Annotated in this window: 17 protein-coding genes; 2 read left to right on the plus strand and 15 right to left on the minus strand. The window is 58.7% G+C overall.

Annotated elements, in window-relative coordinates:
* Positions 1 to 109 precede the first annotated feature (109 nt).
* The 14 genes from nuoF to AB3226_RS24425 form a co-directional block, all read right to left on the minus strand.
* Positions 110 to 1,465: an NADH-quinone oxidoreductase subunit NuoF gene (gene nuoF / locus AB3226_RS24360; RefSeq protein WP_367374937.1), complete on the minus strand. Its 1,356-nt coding sequence runs from the start codon at positions 1,463 to 1,465 to the stop codon at positions 110 to 112.
* A complete protein-coding gene (gene nuoE / locus AB3226_RS24365; RefSeq protein WP_367374938.1) occupies positions 1,462 to 1,959 on the minus strand; it encodes an NADH-quinone oxidoreductase subunit NuoE in 498 nt (165 codons plus the stop codon). Before nuoE ends, nuoF begins: the two co-directional genes overlap by 4 nt.
* 2 nt (positions 1,960 to 1,961) lie before the next feature.
* The gene (gene nuoC / locus AB3226_RS24370) at positions 1,962 to 3,746 is read right to left on the minus strand and encodes an NADH-quinone oxidoreductase subunit C/D (protein ID WP_123722022.1); all 1,785 of its coding nucleotides are present in this window, start codon (positions 3,744 to 3,746) and stop codon (positions 1,962 to 1,964) included.
* Between the two features lie 72 nt (positions 3,747 to 3,818).
* On the minus strand, positions 3,819 to 4,493 hold the full coding sequence (locus AB3226_RS24375) for an NADH-quinone oxidoreductase subunit B family protein (RefSeq protein ID WP_007940869.1): 675 nt from the start codon (positions 4,491 to 4,493) through the stop codon (positions 3,819 to 3,821).
* A 10-nt stretch (positions 4,494 to 4,503) separates the two neighbouring features.
* Complete coding sequence (locus tag AB3226_RS24380; RefSeq protein ID WP_007905050.1) at positions 4,504 to 4,917, minus strand: NADH-quinone oxidoreductase subunit A; 414 nt, start codon at positions 4,915 to 4,917, stop codon at positions 4,504 to 4,506.
* A gap of 651 nt (positions 4,918 to 5,568) precedes the next feature.
* A complete protein-coding gene (gene aceA / locus AB3226_RS24385; RefSeq protein ID WP_007905048.1) occupies positions 5,569 to 6,894 on the minus strand; it encodes an isocitrate lyase in 1,326 nt (441 codons plus the stop codon).
* Positions 6,895 to 7,404: 510 nt separating this feature from the next.
* Positions 7,405 to 8,166, minus strand: a complete 762-nt coding sequence (locus AB3226_RS24390; protein ID WP_367374939.1) for a secretin N-terminal domain-containing protein — start codon at positions 8,164 to 8,166, stop codon at positions 7,405 to 7,407.
* A 136-nt stretch (positions 8,167 to 8,302) separates the two neighbouring features.
* Complete coding sequence (locus AB3226_RS24395) at positions 8,303 to 8,728, minus strand: GNAT family N-acetyltransferase (RefSeq protein WP_367374940.1); 426 nt, start codon at positions 8,726 to 8,728, stop codon at positions 8,303 to 8,305.
* Entirely contained in the window at positions 8,721 to 9,890 is a 1,170-nt protein-coding gene (locus tag AB3226_RS24400) for a JmjC domain-containing protein (protein ID WP_367374941.1), read from the minus strand. Before AB3226_RS24400 ends, AB3226_RS24395 begins: the two co-directional genes overlap by 8 nt.
* An 86-nt stretch (positions 9,891 to 9,976) precedes the next feature.
* Positions 9,977 to 11,347 (minus strand): adenylosuccinate lyase, encoded by a 1,371-nt coding sequence (gene purB / locus AB3226_RS24405; protein ID WP_367374942.1) that lies wholly within the window; start codon positions 11,345 to 11,347, stop codon positions 9,977 to 9,979.
* A 127-nt stretch (positions 11,348 to 11,474) separates the two neighbouring features.
* Positions 11,475 to 12,098: a high frequency lysogenization protein HflD gene (gene hflD, locus AB3226_RS24410; RefSeq protein WP_048396927.1), complete on the minus strand. Its 624-nt coding sequence runs from the start codon at positions 12,096 to 12,098 to the stop codon at positions 11,475 to 11,477.
* Positions 12,095 to 13,228, minus strand: a complete 1,134-nt coding sequence (gene mnmA, locus AB3226_RS24415; RefSeq protein WP_007905035.1) for a tRNA 2-thiouridine(34) synthase MnmA — start codon at positions 13,226 to 13,228, stop codon at positions 12,095 to 12,097. The genes hflD and mnmA overlap by 4 nt, the downstream gene beginning before the upstream one ends.
* A gap of 59 nt (positions 13,229 to 13,287) precedes the next feature.
* A complete protein-coding gene (locus tag AB3226_RS24420; RefSeq protein ID WP_008014882.1) occupies positions 13,288 to 13,734 on the minus strand; it encodes an NUDIX hydrolase in 447 nt (148 codons plus the stop codon).
* Positions 13,735 to 13,946: 212 nt separating this feature from the next.
* The gene (locus tag AB3226_RS24425; protein WP_367374943.1) at positions 13,947 to 16,172 is read right to left on the minus strand and encodes an NADP-dependent isocitrate dehydrogenase; all 2,226 of its coding nucleotides are present in this window, start codon (positions 16,170 to 16,172) and stop codon (positions 13,947 to 13,949) included.
* A gap of 493 nt (positions 16,173 to 16,665) precedes the next feature.
* On the opposite strand from AB3226_RS24425, the gene icd reads away from it, so the two are divergent.
* Positions 16,666 to 17,922: an NADP-dependent isocitrate dehydrogenase gene (icd, locus tag AB3226_RS24430; RefSeq protein WP_007905029.1), complete on the plus strand. Its 1,257-nt coding sequence runs from the start codon at positions 16,666 to 16,668 to the stop codon at positions 17,920 to 17,922.
* A 72-nt stretch (positions 17,923 to 17,994) separates the two neighbouring features.
* Here icd and AB3226_RS24435 read toward each other — a convergent pair whose 3' ends face one another.
* Positions 17,995 to 18,276 carry a cold shock domain-containing protein gene (locus AB3226_RS24435; RefSeq protein ID WP_367374944.1) on the minus strand — a complete coding sequence of 94 codons (282 nt, stop codon included), beginning with the start codon at positions 18,274 to 18,276 and terminating at the stop codon, positions 17,995 to 17,997.
* 225 nt (positions 18,277 to 18,501) lie between these two features.
* Between AB3226_RS24435 and clpS the strand changes: the two genes are divergently transcribed.
* On the plus strand, positions 18,502 to 18,885 hold the full coding sequence (gene clpS / locus AB3226_RS24440; RefSeq protein ID WP_038982524.1) for an ATP-dependent Clp protease adapter ClpS: 384 nt from the start codon (positions 18,502 to 18,504) through the stop codon (positions 18,883 to 18,885).
* Positions 18,886 to 18,890 lie beyond the last annotated feature (5 nt).

The following is an 18,890-nucleotide window of genomic DNA, read 5'->3' on the forward strand; positions in this document are numbered from 1 at the left end:
TCAGCGGGCGTGGCTAATGGAATCTTGTTATTCGTCCGAATCCAAACAGCCTCGAAAGGCGTCATCGGACGAAAGGCGAAGGGCACGGACCCTTCGCCTTTTTTAAGCGTTACGCGCCGACTACGATCGGCTTTGCCAGAGGCGGGACGACGGCGCTGGTAGGCGCGATGCCGGCTTCGAACTCTGGACGGAAGTATTTGATGGCGCTGCCCAACGGCTCCACGGCACCCGGTGCGTGTGCACAGAAGGTCTTGCCTGGGCCGAGGAAACCGACCAGACCCAGCAGGGTCTCGATGTCGCCGGCTTGCCCTTCACCATTCTCGATCGCGCGCAGCAGCTTGACGCTCCACGGCAGACCGTCACGGCATGGGGTGCAGAAGCCACAGGATTCGCGGGAGAAGAACTCTTCCATGTTGCGCAGCAAGGACACCATGTTGACGCTGTCGTCCACCGCCATGGCCAGGCCGGTACCCATACGGGTGCCTACTTTGGCGATGCCGCCGGCATACATTTGTGCATCCAGGTGTTCCGGCAACAGGAAACCGGTACCGGCGCCGCCTGGCTGCCAGCACTTGAGCTTGTAACCGTCGCGCATGCCGCCCGCGTAGTCTTCGAACAACTCGCGACCGGTGACGCCGAACGGCAATTCCCACAGCCCCGGGTTCTTGACCTTGCCGGAGAAGCCCATGAGCTTGGTGCCCATGTCTTCGCTGCCTTCGCGGGCCAACGATTTGTACCAGTCCACGCCGTCGGCAATGATCGCCGGTACGTTGCACAGGGTTTCAACGTTGTTCACGCAAGTCGGCTTGCCCCACACGCCAACGGCGGCAGGGAAGGGCGGCTTGGAGCGCGGGTTGGCGCGGCGGCCTTCGAGGGAGTTGATCAGTGCGGTTTCTTCACCGCAGATGTAACGCCCTGCACCGGTGTGCACGAAGAGCTCGAAATCAAAACCCGAACCCAGGATGTTTTTACCCAGCAGGCCAGCAGCCTTGGCTTCTTCCACTGCACGGTTCAGGTGCTTGGCGGCGGTGGTGTATTCGCCACGCAGGAAGATGTAGCCACGGTAAGTTTTCAGCGCACGGGCACTGATCAGCATGCCTTCAATCAGCAGATGGGGCAGTTGCTCCATCAGCATGCGGTCTTTCCAGGTGTTCGGCTCCATCTCATCCGCGTTGCACAGCAGGTAGCGGATGTTGATGGATTCGTCCTTGGGCATCAGGCCCCACTTCACGCCCGTGGGGAAGCCTGCACCGCCGCGACCTTTAAGGCCTGCGTCTTTCACGGTCTGGACGATGTCGTCCTGGGCCATGTCGGCGAAGGCCTTGCGCGCAGCGGCGTAACCGTTCTTGGCCTGGTACTCGTCGAGCCATACGGCTTCGCCGTCGTCGCGCAGACGCCAGGTGAGCGGGTGAGTCTCTGCGACACGCTTGATGCGGTTGGCAGGACCGAAGGAAGTCAGGGTCATACGTAGCCCTCGAGCAATTTGGCAACGCCGGCAGGCTGCACATCACCGAACGTGTCGTCGTCGATCATCAGCGCCGGCGCCTTGTCGCAGTTGCCGAGGCAGCAGACGGGCAGCAGGGTGAAACGACCGTCGGCGGTGGTCTGACCCAGGCCGATGCCAAGCTTGCCCTGGATTTCGCTGACCACCGACTCGTGGCCGCCGATGTAGCAGACCATGCTGTCGCAGACGCGAATGATGTGACGGCCCACGGGCTGACGGAAGATCTGGCTGTAGAACGTTGCCACCCCTTCAACGTCGCTGGCCGGGATGCCAAGGATTTCGCCGATGGCGTAGAGCGCGCCGTCAGGCACCCAACCACGTTCCTTCTGGACGATCTTCAGGGCTTCGATCGACGCCGCGCGCGGGTCTTCGTAGTGATGCAGCTCATGCTCGATGGCCGAGCGCTCGGTTTCGCTCAGGGCGAAACGGTCTGTCTGGATAAGCGGGCTGTTCATGCTTAGCGGTCCACGTCGGCCATAACGAAATCGATACTACCCAGGTACGCGATCAAGTCCGCGACCATGCTGCCTTTGATCACCGAAGGGATCTGCTGCAGGTGCGGGAAGCTTGGAGTACGAATCCGGGTGCGGTAGCTCATGGTGCCGCCATCGCTCGTCAGGTAATAACTGTTGATGCCCTTGGTCGCTTCGATCATCTGGAAGGATTCGTTGGCCGGCATGACCGGGCCCCACGAAACTTGCAGGAAGTGCGTGATCAGGGTCTCGATGTGTTGCAGCGTGCGCTCTTTTGGTGGCGGCGTGGTCAGCGGGTGATCCGCCTTGTACGGGCCTTCCGGCATGTTGCGCATGCACTGCTCGATGATCTTGAGGCTCTGGCGCATTTCTTCGACGCGAACGATGCAACGGTCGTAGGCATCGCCATTGGCCGCCAGCGGGATTTCGAATTCGAAGTTTTCGTACCCGGAGTAAGGGCGAGCCTTGCGCAGGTCGAAATCGCAACCGGTCGAACGCAGGCCGGCACCGGTGACGCCCCATTCCAGGGCTTCTTTGGTGTTGTAGGCGGCGACGCCGATGGTCCGGCCACGCAGGATGCTGTTGTCCAGTGCGGCTTTCTGGTATTCGTCCAGACGCTTGGGCATCCACTCGACGAAATCCTTGACCAGTTTTTCCCAGCCGCGCGGCAGGTCGTGAGCGACGCCACCGATGCGGTACCAGGCCGGGTGCAGACGGAAACCGGTGATGGCTTCGATCACCGTGTACGCCTTTTGGCGGTCGGTGAAGGTGAAGAACACCGGGGTCATGGCGCCGACGTCCTGGATGTAAGTCCCCAGGAACAGCAGGTGGCTGGTGATCCGGAAGAACTCGGCCATCATGATGCGGATGACGTCGACCTTCTCGGGCACCTTGATGCCGGCCAGCTTCTCGACCGAGAGCACGTACGGCAGGTTGTTCATCACGCCGCCGAGGTAGTCGATACGGTCGGTGTACGGAATGAAGCTGTGCCAGGACTGACGCTCGGCCATCTTCTCGGCACCACGGTGGTGGTAACCGACGTCGGGCACGCAGTCGACGATCTCTTCACCGTCCAGCTGCAGGATGATACGGAATGCACCGTGCGCCGAAGGGTGGTTCGGGCCGAGGTTGAGGAACATGTAGTCCTCGTTCGGTCCGGAACGCTTCATGCCCCAGTCTTCAGGCTTGAAGCGCGCGGCTTCTTCCTCAAGCTGTTGCTTGGCCAGGGTCAGGCTGAACGGGTCGAACTCGGTGGCACGGGCCGGGAAGTCCTTGCGCAGCGGGTGACCTTCCCAGGTCGGTGGCATCATGATGCGGGTCAGGTGCGGGTGACCGGCAAAGTTGATGCCGTACATGTCCCACACTTCACGCTCGTACCAGTTGGCGTTCGGCCAGAGACCGGTAACGGTCGGCACGCTAAGGTCGCTCTCGGACAAGGCGACCTTGATCATTACGTCACTATTACGTTCGATCGACATCAAGTGATAGAACACAGTGAAGTCGGCGCCGCTTGGCAGCCCTTGACGCTTGGTGCGCAGACGCTCGTCCACGCCGTGCAGGTCATAGAGCATGACGTACGGCTTGGGCAGGTTGCGCAGGAAGGTCAGGACTTCGACGAGTTTGGCGCGGGCAACCCAAAGCACCGGCATGCCGGTGCGGGTTGGCTGGGCGGTGAACGCCTCCGGGCCAAAACGATTGTTCAGTTCGACGACCACATCCTGGTCGTCTGCCTTATAAGGCGGGATGTACAGAGCACTGCCTGTAGTCATGGTTATTTATCGCTTTCGGTCAACGTAAAGAATGAAGCCAGTTTCTCGTTTCTTTGTAAGAACAGATCTGGATCAGACTTCGTCGGGGCTGCGCAGGTTGGTTACCTGAATACGCTGTTCGCGGCGCTGTTCCTTTTGCGAAGGCATCTCGGCGCGGTAAACGCCTTGATCGCCAACGACCCAGGAAAGTGGGCGACGCTCCTGGCCAATCGACTCCTGCAACAGCATCAAGCCTTGCAGAAAAGCTTCAGGGCGGGGCGGGCAGCCAGGCACGTAGACGTCCACGGGCAGGAACTTGTCCACCCCTTGAACGACGGAGTAGATGTCGTACATGCCACCGGAGTTGGCGCACGAACCCATGGAGATGACCCATTTAGGCTCGAGCATTTGCTCGTAGAGACGCTGAATGATCGGCGCCATCTTGATGAAGCAGGTACCGGCGATAACCATGAAATCCGCCTGGCGCGGCGATGCCCGGATAACCTCGGCGCCAAAGCGCGCGATGTCGTGGGGCGCCGTGAAGGCGGTGGTCATTTCCACGTAGCAGCACGAAAGACCGAAGTTATACGGCCACAGAGAGTTCTTGCGCCCCCAGTTGATCGTGCCGTTGAGCACGTCTTCGAGCTTGCCCATGAAAATGTTTTTGTGAACTTGATCTTCTAACGGATCGGAAACGGTTTCCCGTTGGCCAATCGGATACTGCTCGTTAGGAGCATCGGGGTCGATCCTGGTGAGATTGTATTGCATTGCCAAAGCCTCATTGTTTCAGCTTCGCTTGCCGCTTACGACGAGCTTCCGGAGCCCAGTCAAGGGCGCCCACTCGGAATAGGTAGACAAGACCTGCCAACAGAATTGCTATGAAAACGAGAGCTTCGACGAATCCGGTCCAGCCGCTTTCGCGGACGGACACAGACCAGGCAAAGAGAAAAAGGGCTTCGATATCGAAGATCACGAAGAGCATCGCGACCAGATAGAATTTGGCTGAGAGCCGCAAGCGGGCGCCACCTGTAGGTAGCATGCCGGACTCGAACGGTTCGTTTTTGCTGCGGCCCCAGGCTTTTGACCCGAGGAGGCTGGAGACGCCGAGCATGAAGGCGCAAAGGCCGCCGACACCCAGAAGGAAAATGGCAAAGCCCCAGTTGTGGGCCATGAGTCCGGTCGCTTCGGGCATGCTGGTAATCCTTAACAGAGAGCAAAGGTCTCTGAGCTTGAAAAGAAACAAAGCAGTGACGATATGTCGCAGCAATCAATCGCGGTGATTTTATGGCTAAACACCGAGCAAGTAAAATTCAGATAGCGAAATTATTTACAAGAATAAGGACATAGCGCGCCTCCAAAGCCCTGTAGCCCATGCCGCTCGGGCATTAGCGGGGGTTTTGTCAAATATGTCTTGTAGGGAATGTAACGAACATAGTTCTCGCTAAATGATAATCAATATTATTTGTCGTGGTTTTCAAACTGTTTAACGGGTTAGTGGTTGGGAAGTTGTCTTATATGCGTGTTACTGCAAGTAGCGAGCGTGGTCGTTTTACCTGATTTTCCGGGTCGTGAAACTGCTCTGGATCAATGCGTTTCGCAAAATCTTGTGGGTTGACGCGTTCCCTGTGGGAGCCGGGCTTGCCCGCGATGGCGGTGTGTCAGACGCAGCAGATGTTGACTGACAGGTCGCCATCGCGGGCAAGCCCGGCTCCCACAGGGTTTCTTGGTGGCGGATAAATCGCAGGCAAAAAAAACGCCCCGAACCAGTCGGGGCGTCAGATGAGCGGCTTTGCGGTTAGCTTTTTATTCGGTCCGCAAGGGCCGTTTGCTTAAGCGAAGCAGATCAGTGGAACTGTTCTTCTTCGGTCGAACCAGTCAGCGCGGTCACCGAGGACGTGCCACCTTGAATCACGGTGGTCATGTCGTCGAAGTAGCCGGTGCCCACTTCCTGCTGGTGAGCCACGAAGGTGTAACCCTTGGCAGCGTCAGCGAACTCTTGCTCTTGCAGCTTCACGTAGGCAGTCATGTCGTTGCGGGCGTAGTCGTGCGCCAGGTTGAACATGCTGTGCCACATGTTGTGAATGCCGGCCAGGGTGATGAACTGGTGCTTGTAACCCATGGCGGACAGTTCGCGCTGGAACTTGGCGATGGTCGCGTCGTCCAGGTTTTTCTTCCAGTTGAAGGAAGGCGAGCAGTTGTACGACAGCAGTTGGTCCGGGTATTCCTTTTTGATCGCTTCAGCGAAGCGACGAGCCTCGTCCAGATCCGGCTTGGCGGTTTCGCACCAGATCAGGTCGGCGAACGGTGCGTAGGCCAGGCCGCGAGCGATGGCCTGGTCGAGACCGGCGCGCACTTTGTAGAAGCCTTCCTGGGTACGTTCGCCAGTCACGAATGGCTGGTCGTACGGGTCGCAATCGGAAGTCAGCAAGTCGGCTGCGTTAGCGTCGGTACGGGCCAGGATGATGGTCGGTGTACCGGCAACGTCAGCGGCCAGGCGAGCAGCGGTCAGCTTCTGCACGGCTTCCTGGGTAGGAACCAGTACCTTGCCGCCCATGTGGCCGCATTTTTTCACGGAGGCCAGTTGGTCTTCGAAGTGAACGCCGGCGGCGCCTGCTTCGATCATGCTCTTCATCAGCTCGTAAGCGTTCAGTACGCCACCGAAACCGGCTTCGGCGTCAGCCACGATCGGAGCGAAGTAGTCGATGTAACCTTCGTCGCCCGGGTTCTTGCCGGCTTTCCACTGGATCTGGTCAGCGCGACGGAACGAGTTGTTGATGCGCTTGACCACGGTCGGAACCGAATCCACCGGGTACAGCGACTGATCCGGGTACATCGATTCGGCGGAGTTGTTGTCCGCCGCCACTTGCCAGCCCGACAGGTAGATCGCCTGGATACCGGCCTTGACTTGTTGCACAGCCTGGCCGCCAGTCAGGGCGCCCATGCAGTTGACGAAATCTTTCTCGGGACGGAAGGACGGCTTGGCACCCTGGGTTACCAGGTTCCAAAGCTTGTCGGCGCCCATTTTTGCAAAGGTGTGCTCAGGTTGAACCGAGCCACGCAGGCGGACGACGTCAGCAGCGGAGTAATTGCGTGTCACGCCTTTCCAGCGCGGGTTTTCAGCCCAATCTTTTTCGAGGGCTGCAATTTGCTGTTCGCGTGTCAGTGCCATGGGGATAAACCTCGTCGCGTCTTTAATCGAAAGTGGTTCTGGGTGGACAAATCCTGCGAGCCAAGTACGCAATTCAAAGGGGCGTAAAAGGCTGCTCGCTGACCAGAAGCTTAGGCGGTCAAGTCGGGTTCGGCGGGGATGGCGACGGGATGAACGATGGGCTCGAGGGGAAGTGAGCAGGTAAGGGCGAACTGGCGAGCGCATTCGGGCGTCGTGGGCCTTGGTGCGAACTTCAGTGTGGAGCCGGGTTACCTAAATACGCTTCCGTCCCTCGGGACAACTTCGTTCCAGTCGGCAACCTCGTCAAACACACCTTGTGGGCGGTACAGACACGAATCGGCTCGCGGGGTAGGTGCGAACAGCGACTCGAAAGCCCTTGCCAGGGCCTCTGATTAGCGGGAGCGAGGCCATCATGCCTTTGCTTTTTTGGCTCGTCAAACGTTTTGTAGTGCTTTTTTTCAAGCACTACATCTTTGGTCTAATACGACTAATCAGTCAGTTTTTGGTGCTTTAGTCCAGCGTATCGACTTTCACCCGCAGAATCATGTCATCCCGGCCCTGAGTCGAGTAGCTGCGGGTCAGGCCCTGTTTGTCGGCCTGAGTCTGGCGATTTACGCCGGCCAGGGTGATCCACTCGCCCAGTCGACCACTGACAGTTGTGTCGGTACTTTGCACGTTCACTACATCGGAACGTTCCTGGCTCATCCGGTCACGGTTAGTACTGATTGCCAGATGAACGATGTCGCCAGTGACGCTGGCAGTGACGTAGAAGCCTTGGGTGACATTGCGGTATTCGGTCTGGCTGCGCAGATCGCCATAGCTGTCGGTCTGGGTGCTGGTGAGCGGCACGCTCTGGCCGACCTGGATCAGCGCCGGCGTGCCTTCGCTGGCCTGAACCTGCTGGATACCGCCGTCGCGGCTGTCGGTGCTGCGGTTGATGATGCGAGTCTGGCTCGGCTTGGCACCGTTCACCGAGTAACCCTGATCACCCTGGAAGTTGTTCTCGTTGGTGTCGACGGTGATCAGCAAGCGCTTGGCGGCCACATCGAGTTGGCCGATCAAGGCCTTAAGTTCGTCGATCTTGCGCTGTTCTGCGTTGACGATCAGCTGATTGCCATAGGCGCTGACCTGGCCGTCCTTGCCGATGAAATTCTGCGCCACCGGCAGCAGATCGTCGCTGGTGCGATAGTTCAAGGGCACGATCTCGGTGGCGGCCATGACCGAAAAACTGCAGGTCAGCAGCAGCGTGGTGAGCAGGGTGCGTAGGGACATATCCGTTATCTCCGGCCTTCAAAGTCTTGATATTGCCAGTTTGTCGGCCCGCGGTGGGGCAAGTTGAATCGTAGACAGCAAAACGCCCCGGCATCCGAGGATGGCGGGGCGTGGGAACGATCAGTTACAGAGGGGCTCAGGCGGAGTGACGCACCATGTCCACATGCGGAATCCCGGCCTCCAGGAATTCCTCACTGACCATGCTGAAACCCAAGCGCTCATAGAACGCCGTGGCCTGCACTTGTGCGCTCAGCATCTGCTGCTTCAGTCCGCGTTCCTCGGCTTCACCGATCACCGTTTGCATCAGCGCATCGCCGACTTTCAAGCCGCGCCAGTCCTTCAGCACCGACACCCGGCCGATGTGACCATCTGGCAGCAGGCGGGCGGTGCCGATCGGGAAGTCGCCTTCAAAGGCCAGAAAGTGGACTGCCGTTGCGTCATCAGCATCCCATTCCAGCTCAGGCGGAACGGATTGCTCGGCGATGAACACCGTCTCACGAATGCGCCGGATCTCGGCGTTATCCTTTTGCCAGTCTGCGACACGAACGTGAATTTTATTCATCGGCAAATCCCAGGCTTCCTTGCTTGATCAGCTCGCACAGCAGGCCGCGACCGTCTTCATCGCTCAGCCATTGGCCAAGGTTGTCGACATGCAGTGCGTCGGCGGCGCAGATCATTTTCAGCAGCTCGCGCAGTTTGCCCGGCAGGTAACGGCTCTGGCCGCTGGCGAACAGCAGAAGATCGTCATCGACTTCAGACCAGGCCATGCGCGCGCTCGGGTTACGGATCAGGATCGCGCCTTGCTCGAGGCTGGCGAGCAGGTCGTCTTCTTCGATTTCTTCCGGGCCCACCACCAGTTCCGGGTAGCGCGGCTCGGTCATGAACTGGCCGAACCAGGTCAGCAGCAGGCGCTCGTCGCTCATGTGCTCGGCCAGCAGGCTTTTCAGGCGATCGAGGGCGTCGTGCTGGATCTGATGAGGATCGACCGCCGGCAGGGCGTCGGCGTCGGTGTAACGCTCTTCGTCCGACAGGAACTGGCTGAGGAAATCGGTGAAGTGGGTCAGCACTTCAGCGGCGCTCGGTGCGCGGAAACCGACCGAGTAAGTCATGCAGTCGTCAACGGCCACGCCGCAGTGAGCCAGGCGCGGCGGCAGGTAGAGCATGTCGCCCGGTTCCAGAACCCACTCATCGGTGGCTTCGAAATCAGCGAGGATGCGCAGGTCCGCGTGTTGCAGCAGAGGGCTCTCTGAATCGCACATCTGGCCGATTTTCCAGTTGCGCTTGCCGTGGCCCTGCAGCAGGAACACGTCGTAGTTATCGAAGTGCGGACCGACGCTGCCACCCGGGGCGGCAAAGCTGATCATCACGTCGTCGATGCGCCAGCTCGGCAGGAAACGGAAGTTTTCCAGCAGCTCGGCGACTTCCGGGACGAATTGGTCGACGGCTTGCACCAGCAGGGTCCATTCGCGTTCCGGCAACTTGCTGAATTCGTCTTCGGCGAACGGGCCGCGGCGCAATTCCCATGGACGCTCGCCGTGCTCGATCAGCAGGCGCGATTCGACTTCTTCTTCCAGCGCCAGGCCGGCCAGTTCATCGGCGTCGATCGGGCTTTCGAAATCAGGAATCGCCTGACGGATCAGCAGGGGTTTTTTCTGCCAGTAGTCACGCAGGAATTCGCGCGCCGTGATGCCGCCCAGAAGTTGAAGAGGAGTGTCAGGATTCATGTGTAACCTATTGAAAAAAAGCACTTTTCAGACGGGAATAAAAACGCCCGGCGCTGCCGGGCGTCTCAAACGGGTAAAGCGGTCGATCAGATGCGTTTGGCTTGCGCTACAGCGTTACCGATGTAGTTTGCCGGGGTGAGCAGTTTCAGCTCAGCCTTGGCGGCGGCTGGCATGTCCAGGCCGTCAATGAAAGTTTGCAGTGCTTCAGGGCTGATGCCTTTGCCACGGGTCAACTCTTTCAGTTTTTCGTACGGGTTTTCGATGTTGTAGCGACGCATTACCGTCTGGATCGGCTCGGCCAGCACTTCCCAGCACGCGTCCAGGTCAGCGGCAATCTTCTGCTGGTTGAGCTCCAGTTTGCTGATGCCTTTGAGGCTGGCTTCGTACGCGATCACGCTGTGGGCGAAGCCAACACCGAGGTTGCGCAGTACGGTGGAGTCGGTCAGGTCACGCTGCCAGCGGGAGATCGGCAGCTTGCTCGCCAAGTGCTGGAACAGTGCGTTGGCGATACCCAGGTTGCCTTCGGAGTTTTCGAAGTCGATCGGGTTGACCTTGTGCGGCATGGTCGACGAGCCGATTTCGCCAGCGATGGTGCGCTGTTTGAAATAACCCAGGGAGATGTAGCCCCAGATGTCGCGGTCGAAGTCGATCAGGATGGTGTTGAAGCGCGCGATCGCGTCGAACAGCTCGGCGATGTAGTCGTGCGGTTCGATCTGCGTGGTGTACGGGTTGAAGCCCAGGCCCAGCTCGTCTTCGATGAAGGCGCGGGCGTTGGCTTCCCAGTCGATCTCAGGGTAGGCCGACAGGTGAGCGTTGTAGTTGCCGACAGCGCCGTTGATCTTGCCCAGCAGCGGAACGGCGGCGACTTGAGCGATTTGACGCTCCAGACGGTAGACCACGTTCGCCAGCTCCTTGCCCAGGGTGGTCGGCGAGGCCGGTTGACCGTGGGTACGCGACAGCATCGGCACGTCAGCGAAACGGATGGCCAGCTCGCGGATGGCGTCGCAGGTCTGGCGCATCAGCGGCAGCATCACATCATCACGGCCTTCGCGCAGCATCAGGGCGTGGGACAGGTTGTTGATGTCCTCGCTGGTGCAGGCAAAGTGGATGAATTCGCTGACGGCAGCCAGTTCTGGCAGCTTGGCCGCTTGCTCTTTGAGCAGGTATTCGATGGCTTTGACGTCGTGGTTGGTGGTGCGCTCGATCTCTTTGACACGCTCGGCGTGCTCCAGAGAGAAGTTTTCCGCCAGGGTGTTCAATACAGCGTTGGCTTCGGCGGAGAACGCCGGCACTTCGCTGATGGCAGGGTGAGCGGCCAGGCGCTGGAGCCAGCGCACTTCAACCAGGACGCGAGCACGGATCAGACCGTATTCGCTGAAAATCGGGCGCAGGGCCTGGGTTTTGCCGGCGTAGCGGCCGTCAACAGGGGAAACCGCAGTGAGCGAAGAGAGCTGCATGGGGTGTTCTCGGACAGTCGGGCAACGAAATGGGGCGCGTATCATACATGAAAAAATCCGCCGGTCCGTTGCCAACTGACCGGCGTATTACGCGTTACTGACTACAAAGCGGTATTGCGGGCGCGGTTCAGCTGCTGCGCATCAGCGGGTAAAGCTCTTTAAGCAGCTTGCGCCGGCTGATCACCAACTGCCAGCGATGACCGCCCAACTGACGCCACAGGCGTGCCGAACGGATCCCGGCCAGCAACAGCGCGCGAATCTTTGAGGCATTGCTCGGTTGCTGCAGGTTGCGCATGTCACCATGCACCTGAATCCGTTGGCGCAGGGTGCTCAGGGTGTCCTGATACAGCGCACCGCAGGCGGCGATTACGTTTTCATGAGCCGGCCCGAAGTGTTCGACCTGGGACTGGATCTGTGGCAAACGCTTGCCGATCACTTCCAGCATGTCTTCGCGCTTGGCCAATTGACGCTCCAGCCCCAGCATTGACAGGGCATAGCGCAGCGGTTCGCGCTGAAGGGTGCTGGGGTCGCGCTCCAGGGCGCCGATCAATGCGCGGTAGCCTTCACGCAGATTGATGTCGTCACCGCCATAGACTTCCAGCGTGTCCTTGGGGTCGCGAATCAACAGGCTGCCGAGCATGCAGGTCAGGCCGGCTTCGTTGGTCTGGCCACTCTTGGCGATTTTGTCGACCAGTACGGCGGCGAGAAACACACCGCCCAGGGCCGTCAGTTGCTCCTGAGTCGGGCTCATGAACGCTGACCCTTGCTGGTCCAGGGTTCGGCCACTTCGATCACGCCACCGCCGAGGCAGATTTCGCCGTCGTAGAACACCACGGATTGGCCTGGGGTGACCGCGCGTTGCGGGTCATCGAAGGTCGCGCGGTAGCCGCTGGCGGTCTTTTCCAGCGTGCAAGGCTGGTCGCTCTGGCGATAACGCACCTTGGCGGTCAGTTTGCGCGGCTCGGTCAAATCGATCGGGTTGACCCAATAGATGTCCGAGGCGAGCAGGGCGCGGGAGAACAAATAAGGGTGGTCATTGCCTTGGCCAACGATCAGCTCGTTGTGTTCCAGGTCCTTGATCAGCACATACCACGGCTCGTCACCGGCGTCTTTCAAGCCGCCGATGCCCAGGCCCTGGCGCTGGCCGATAGTGTGATACATCAAGCCGTGGTGACGGCCGATGACTTCGCCTTCGGTGGTCTTGATCTCGCCTGGCTGGGCCGGCAGGTATTGCTTGAGGAAGTCGCTGAAACGGCGTTCGCCGATAAAGCAGATTCCGGTGGAATCCTTTTTCTTCGCGGTGGCCAGGTCGTGTTTCTCGGCAATCGCGCGCACTTCGGGTTTTTCCAGCTCGCCGACCGGGAACAGAGTCTTGGCGATCTGTTCACCGCCGACGGCGTGTAGGAAGTAGCTCTGGTCCTTGTTCGGATCCAGGCCCTTGAGCAATTCGGTGCGACCATCGATGTCGCGGCGGCGCACATAGTGGCCGGTGGCGATCAGGTCGGCGCCGAGCATCATGGCGTAGTCGAGGAACGCCTTGAACTTGATTTCGCGGTTGCAGAGGATGTCCGGGTTCGGCGTGCGACCGGCCTTGTATTCGGCCAGGAAATGCTCGAACACGTTGTCCCAGTACTCGGCGGCGAAGTTGGCGGTGTGCAGCTTGATACCAATCTTGTCGCACACGGCCTGAGCGTCCGCCAGGTCATCCATGGCGGTGCAGTATTCCGTTCCATCGTCTTCTTCCCAGTTCTTCATGAACAGGCCTTCCACCTCATAGCCCTGCTCGATCAGCAGGAGAGCGGAAACGGAAGAGTCCACGCCGCCGGACATGCCGACAATGACGCGCTTCTTTTGTGTGTCAGAAGGGGCTGGATCACGCATAGGGATTCAATGAGTGTCTTGAAAAAGGACGCGATTCTAGCAGGCCGGAGCCCGCAAGGCTAAAGAGAAGGACGGATCAGCTCGAGGCTGAAGTGTTTGCCGTCCAGATAATCATCGATACAGCGGATGATCAGCTCACTGCGCCAGTTTGCGCGCTGTTGCAGCAGTTCGTCACGCGTCAGCCATTTTGCGCCGACGATACCGTCATCCAGCTGATAGTCCGGGTGGTGTTTGAGCGGTTTTGCGGTGAAGCAGACCCGCTGGTAAGTCACGCCGTTGCTCGGGGCGGTATAGAGATAAATGCCCACCACGCCGGTCGGTTCGACGTCCCAGCCGGTTTCCTCAAGGGTTTCACGAACGGCGGCTTCGATCAGGGTTTCGTCCGGGTCCAGATGGCCGGCCGGTTGGTTGAGCACCGTTTGTCCGTGCTTGAGTTCTTCGACCATCAGGAAACGACCATTGTCTTCGACGATGGTGGCAACGGTGATGTGGGGTAGCCAATCCATGAGTCTTCCTCAGTTTGAATGTTGAAACCCGATCCTGTGGGAGCTGGCTTGCCTGCGATGGCGGTGGGTCAGTCGACATCAATGTTGAATGATAAATGGCTATCGCAGGCAAGCCAGCTCCCACAGGGTTTTGTTTCGACAGATAGATATGTGTAGAAACCAGAAACAGAAACCCCGGCACTGGGCCGGGGCTTCTTTGCATCCTTACAACCTTAAACCAGCGCAGCAATCGCGGCGTTGAAGGTGTTGCTCGGGCGCATGGCCTTGCTGATCAGCTCGGCATTGGCGTGGTAGTAACCGCCGATGTCCACTGGCTTGCCCTGAACGGCGTTGAGTTCGGCAACGATGGTTGCTTCATTCTCGGCCAGGGTTTTGGCCAGTTCGCCAAACTGCGCTTGCAGTGCAGTATCTTCGGTCTGGGCGGCCAGGGCTTGAGCCCAGTACAGCGCCAGGTAGAAGTGGCTGCCGCGGTTGTCGATGTTGCCGACTTTGCGCGATGGCGACTTGTTGTTGTCCAGGAACTGGCCAGTGGCCTGATCCAGGGTCTTGGCCAGCACCAGCGCTTTAGGGTTGTTGTAGGTAACACCCAAGTGCTCAAGGGAAGCGGCCAGGGCCAGGAACTCACCCAGGGAATCCCAGCGCAGGAAGTTCTCTTCCAGCAGCTGTTGAACGTGCTTCGGTGCCGAACCGCCAGCGCCGGTTTCGAACAGACCACCGCCGTTCATCAGCGGAACGATCGACAGCATCTTGGCGCTGGTGCCCAGTTCCATGATCGGGAACAGGTCAGTCAGGTAGTCGCGCAATACGTTGCCGGTCACCGAGATGGTGTCCTTGCCTTCGCGAGTGCGGTCCAGGGTGAACTTCATTGCGTCGACTGGCGACATGATGCGGATGTCCAGGCCGGAAGTGTCGTGATCCTTCAGGTACGCCTGAACTTTCTCGATCACTACGCCGTCGTGGGCGCGCATTGGGTCCAGCCAGAAAATGGCCGGAGTTGCGCTTGCACGGGCACGGTTGACGGCCAGTTTGACCCAATCCTGGATCGGCGCGTCTTTGGTCTGGCACATGCGGAAGATGTCGCCGGCTTCAACCGACTGTTCCAGCAGAGTGCGGCCGGCACCGTCGGAAACCCGAACCACGCCATTTGCCTTGATCTGGAAAGTCTTGTCGTGCGAGCCGTACTCTTCGGCTTTCTTCGCCATCAGGCCAACGTTTGGCACGCTGCCCATGGTGGTTGGATCGAAAGCGCCGTTAGCCTTGCAGTCTTCGATCACCGCCTGGTAGATGGTGGCGTAGCAGCGATCCGGGATCACAGCCTTGGTGTCGTGCAGCTGGCCGTCAGTGCCCCACATTTTGCCGGAGTCACGGATCATCGCTGGCATCGAGGCGTCGACGATGACGTCGCTCGGCACGTGCAGGTTGGTGATGCCTTTGTCGGAGTTGACCATGGCCAACGACGGACGAACGGCGTAGACCGCCTGGATATCAGCTTCGATCTGCGCTTGTTGCTCGGCAGGCAAAGCCTTGATGCGAGCGTACAGGTCGCCGATGCCGTTGTTCAGGTTGAAGCCGATCTGCGCCAGCACGTCAGCGTGCTTGGCCAGTGCGTCTTTATAGAACTCGGCAACGATCTGGCCGAACATGATCGGGTCGGAGACCTTCATCATGGTGGCTTTCAGGTGAACCGACAGCAGCACGCCTTTGGCTTTGGCGTCTTCGATCTCGGCTGCGATGAAGCTGCGCAGCGCTTTTTTGCTCAGAACGGCGCAATCGAGGATCTCACCGGCTTGCACGGTGGTTTTTTCTTTCAGGACGGTGGTGGTGCCGTCTTGAGCGATCAGTTCGATTTTGACGGCGTCAGCGGCGTCGATCAGGGCGGCTTTTTCGCTGCCGTAGAAATCGCCGGTGCTCATGTGAGCGACGTGGGACTTGGAGTCTTTGGCCCATGCGCCCATTTTGTGCGGGTGCTTGCGCGCGTAGTTCTTGACCGACAGCGGTGCGCGACGATCGGAGTTACCTTCGCGCAGAACCGGGTTCACGGCGCTGCCCTTGATCTTGTCGTAACGCGACTTGGCGAGCTTGTCGGCATCGCTGGTCACTGTTTCAGGGTAGTCCGGCAGTGCGAAGCCCTGGGCTTGCAGCTCTTTGATCGCGGCCTGCAATTGCGGAACCGAAGCGCTGATGTTCGGCAGCTTGATGATGTTGGCTTCAGGCGTAACGGCCAGGTCGCCCAGTTCGGCGAGGTGGTCGGCTACGGCTTTGTCACCCAATTGCTCGGGGAAGCTGGCCAGAATGCGCCCTGCAAGAGAGATATCGCGGGTTTCAACGGCGATATCAGCCGAGGCGGTGAAAGCCTCTACGATAGGCAACAGTGAATAGGTGGCGAGGGCTGGGGCTTCGTCGGTGAAGGTATAGATGATCTTCGAGCGGGTGGGCATATTCGGATTAACTCTCTCTTCTTTGCTAAAGCGTGCGCAGAAACTCGAGGGGCGCCGGGTAAGCGCGTTCGTTCAAAGTCATCCATGAGCCGAATGTCGAGATTTCTTCGCGGTGATGTTGGGTGCATCAGTCGAGCGTCAAGCGGGTGGACTGCGGTAGCAATCCGGCTTATTCGGGCCCAACGTCTTGTGATAGAGCGGTCGGCCGTCGTGACTCTGTGGTCAGCGGCGGCATTATACATAGGTAGCTGGCAATCTGCCGATGGTTCATAGGCAACGTTTTTCGTCCATTGGTCTAAAGGTCGCAGGCCGGTGTGGGGCGTAGAGTCATTCGCCGTGCTTGAGTTTGGCGCTTTTCCCTTTGCTTTCAGGCTTGTACGTCGCGAACTGTGCAGCTTTGCGGCAGATGGTCGGAACATAGGGTTTGCGCGCCGATTTAACTGGGGTACGCTCGAACGCAGCCAGATGTTCAATCCAAACAATGGAGTACAGCATGGGATACAAGAAGATTCAGGTTCCAGCCGTCGGCGACAAAATCACCGTCAACGCGGACCATTCTCTCAATGTTCCTAACAACCCGATCATCCCCTTCATTGAAGGCGATGGTATTGGCGTTGATATCAGCCCGGTCATGATCAAGGTTGTCGATGCTGCTGTTAAGAAGGCTTACGGCGGCGAGCGCAAAATTTCCTGGATGGAAGTCTACGCCGGGGAGAAAGCGACTCAGGTTTACGATCAGGACACCTGGCTGCCTCAGGAAACCCTGGACGCGGTCAAGGATTACGTGGTTTCCATCAAGGGCCCTCTGACCACGCCGGTCGGGGGTGGCATCCGTTCGCTGAACGTGGCCCTGCGTCAGCAGCTCGACCTGTATGTGTGCCTGCGCCCGGTGCGCTGGTTCGAAGGCGTACCGAGCCCGGTCAAGAAGCCTGGCGATGTCGACATGACCATCTTCCGTGAAAACTCGGAAGACATTTATGCCGGTATCGAATGGAAAGCCGGTTCGCCGGAAGCGACCAAGGTCATCAAGTTCCTTAAAGAAGAAATGGGTGTCACCAAGATCCGTTTCGACGAAAACTGCGGTATCGGCGTCAAGCCGGTTTCCCTGGAAGGCACCAAGCGTCTGGCGCGCAAGGCTCTGCAGTATGTGGTCGACAATGACCGCGACTCGCTGACCATCGTGCACAAAGGCAACATCATGAAGTTCACCGAAGGTGCCTTCAAGGAATGGGCCTACGAAGTGGCCGCTGAAGAATTCGGCGCGACCCTGCTCGACGGCGGTCCGTGGATGCAATTCAAGAACCCGAAAACCGGCAAGAACGTCATCGTCAAGGACGCCATCGCCGACGCCATGCTCCAGCAGATCCTGCTGCGTCCGGCCGAGTACGATGTGATTGCGACCCTGAACCTCAATGGCGACTACCTCTCCGACGCCCTGGCGGCCGAAGTGGGCGGTATCGGTATCGCGCCGGGTGCCAACCTGTCCGACACCGTGGCCATGTTCGAAGCGACCCACGGTACTGCGCCGAAATACGCCGGCAAGGACCAGGTCAACCCGGGTTCGCTGATTCTGTCCGCTGAGATGATGCTGCGTCACATGGGCTGGACCGAAGCGGCCGACCTGATCATCAAAGGCACCAACGGCGCGATCTCCGCGAAAACCGTGACCTATGACTTCGAACGTCTGATGGAGGGCGCGAAACTGCTGTCGTCTTCCGCGTTTGGTGATGCGCTCATCTCGCATATGTAAGCCGCACACGTAAACCAGCTGACAAAAAAACCGCCTTCGGGCGGTTTTTTTATGGCTGGATGACGAGCTGCGTCAGCCCGACACTGTTTCTTGCCGGGTGGCAGTGGCGCTCTGTTCGTTCGGAGAGGTGGCAGACGCGATCTTTACTGCATGCAGCCCTTTGGGGCCCTGAACAATATCGAAGCTAACGATTTGCCCAGCCTTGAGGGTTTTGTATCCGTCCATTTCAATAGCCGAAAAGTGGGCAAAGAAATCGATGTCCTTGCCATCCTCGTCGCGACCTTCTCTGGCGTCGGTGTTAATGAAACCGAACCCCTTGGCATTGTTGAACCATTTCACCTTGCCGACAGCCATACTCATATCCCTCTGCAACAGACTCCATCACTGGAGTATCATCCAGTTAATCCGCAGTCTAATCTTGTAATTAAGATTGACTCCGCGGACCTTTTTTACCCACTGTGGGCTCTATTGTTTGTAACACCGATTTACCGATAGTCAAGGTGACCGGGCAGTCGGAGTTGAAAACGTTCATGAGCGCCCCCACCACTGTATTTGCACAACTGACGAACCTTTCTTTCCATGCATGCAATCAGCCAGATTCGACTAACATTCAATCAGGATCGCCCGGCTCTCCAAAAAGATCACCCGGAGGAACACGACGACGATTCCGCAGGCATTGCTGTTCAGGAGGCTAAGCCTGCTTTACAGGCGCCACCGATGTACAAGGTGGTTTTGTTCAATGATGACTACACACCGATGGATTTCGTCGTCGAAGTGCTCGAGGTGTTTTTTAACCTGAATCGCGAGCTGGCGACCAAGGTCATGCTGGCCGTCCACACAGAAGGACGGGCAGTATGTGGAGTGTTTACCCGCGACATCGCCGAGACCAAGGCCATGCAGGTCAACCAGTACGCCAGGGAAAGCCAGCATCCGCTACTCTGTGAAATCGAGAAGGACGGTTAATCGCC

The organism is Pseudomonas lini (assembly GCF_964063345.1).
GTDB lineage: Bacteria > Pseudomonadota > Gammaproteobacteria > Pseudomonadales > Pseudomonadaceae > Aquipseudomonas > Aquipseudomonas lini_B.

Bases quoted from the DNA above. Each gene is read 5' to 3' on its own strand.
- nuoF (WP_367374937.1), bottom strand. From the start codon at position 1,465: ATGACCCTGACTTCCTTCGGTCCTGCCAACCGCATCAAGCGTGTCGCA.
- nuoE (WP_367374938.1), bottom strand. From the start codon at position 1,959: ATGAACAGCCCGCTTATCCAGACAGACCGTTTCGCCCTGAGCGAAACC.
- nuoC (WP_123722022.1), bottom strand. From the start codon at position 3,746: ATGACTACAGGCAGTGCTCTGTACATCCCGCCTTATAAGGCAGACGAC.
- AB3226_RS24375 (WP_007940869.1), bottom strand. From the start codon at position 4,493: ATGCAATACAATCTCACCAGGATCGACCCCGATGCTCCTAACGAGCAG.
- AB3226_RS24380 (WP_007905050.1), bottom strand. From the start codon at position 4,917: ATGCCCGAAGCGACCGGACTCATGGCCCACAACTGGGGCTTTGCCATT.
- aceA (WP_007905048.1), bottom strand. From the start codon at position 6,894: ATGGCACTGACACGCGAACAGCAAATTGCAGCCCTCGAAAAAGATTGG.
- AB3226_RS24390 (WP_367374939.1), bottom strand. From the start codon at position 8,166: ATGTCCCTACGCACCCTGCTCACCACGCTGCTGCTGACCTGCAGTTTT.
- AB3226_RS24395 (WP_367374940.1), bottom strand. From the start codon at position 8,728: ATGAATAAAATTCACGTTCGTGTCGCAGACTGGCAAAAGGATAACGCC.
- AB3226_RS24400 (WP_367374941.1), bottom strand. From the start codon at position 9,890: ATGAATCCTGACACTCCTCTTCAACTTCTGGGCGGCATCACGGCGCGC.
- purB (WP_367374942.1), bottom strand. From the start codon at position 11,347: ATGCAGCTCTCTTCGCTCACTGCGGTTTCCCCTGTTGACGGCCGCTAC.
- hflD (WP_048396927.1), bottom strand. From the start codon at position 12,098: ATGAGCCCGACTCAGGAGCAACTGACGGCCCTGGGCGGTGTGTTTCTC.
- mnmA (WP_007905035.1), bottom strand. From the start codon at position 13,228: ATGCGTGATCCAGCCCCTTCTGACACACAAAAGAAGCGCGTCATTGTC.
- AB3226_RS24420 (WP_008014882.1), bottom strand. From the start codon at position 13,734: ATGGATTGGCTACCCCACATCACCGTTGCCACCATCGTCGAAGACAAT.
- AB3226_RS24425 (WP_367374943.1), bottom strand. From the start codon at position 16,172: ATGCCCACCCGCTCGAAGATCATCTATACCTTCACCGACGAAGCCCCA.
- icd (WP_007905029.1), top strand. From the start codon at position 16,666: ATGGGATACAAGAAGATTCAGGTTCCAGCCGTCGGCGACAAAATCACC.
- AB3226_RS24435 (WP_367374944.1), bottom strand. From the start codon at position 18,276: ATGGCTGTCGGCAAGGTGAAATGGTTCAACAATGCCAAGGGGTTCGGT.
- clpS (WP_038982524.1), top strand. From the start codon at position 18,502: ATGCATGCAATCAGCCAGATTCGACTAACATTCAATCAGGATCGCCCG.